Annotated in this window: 1 protein-coding gene; it reads left to right on the top strand. The window is 40.8% G+C overall.

The window, feature by feature from the left end:
• Positions 1 to 306 (top strand): NAD-binding protein (locus AOA60_RS23520; protein ID WP_143522515.1); only part of this gene is annotated, 306 nt, incomplete at both ends.

The following is a 306-nucleotide window of genomic DNA, read 5'->3' as shown; positions in this document are numbered from 1 at the left end:
AGTACAATGCTAGGAGTTGCGGAAGCATTAGCTTATGCGAAGGAAGCGGGCCTTGAACAGAAAAAAGTGTTAGATAGCATTTCTACGGGAGCTGCAGGAAGCTTCTCACTTAGTAATCTCGGACCTCGTATGATTGATGGGAATTTCGAACCTGGTTTTTATATTAAGCATTTCATCAAGGATATGAAAATTGCAATAGAGTCAGCCGAGGAAATGGGCTTAAAAACTCCTGGATTGAATTTGGCAAAACAACTGTATGAAGAGCTTGCAGAAAATGGAGAAGAAAACGCTGGAACACATGCTATA

Origin of the sequence: Pseudomonas sp. 2822-17 (genome assembly GCF_002742485.1) — a bacterium.
Lineage (GTDB): Bacteria > Pseudomonadota > Gammaproteobacteria > Pseudomonadales > Pseudomonadaceae > Aquipseudomonas > Aquipseudomonas cyclaminis.
The sequence above is the reverse complement of the archived record's forward strand: the minus strand, read 5'-3'. Positions and strand labels throughout refer to the sequence as shown.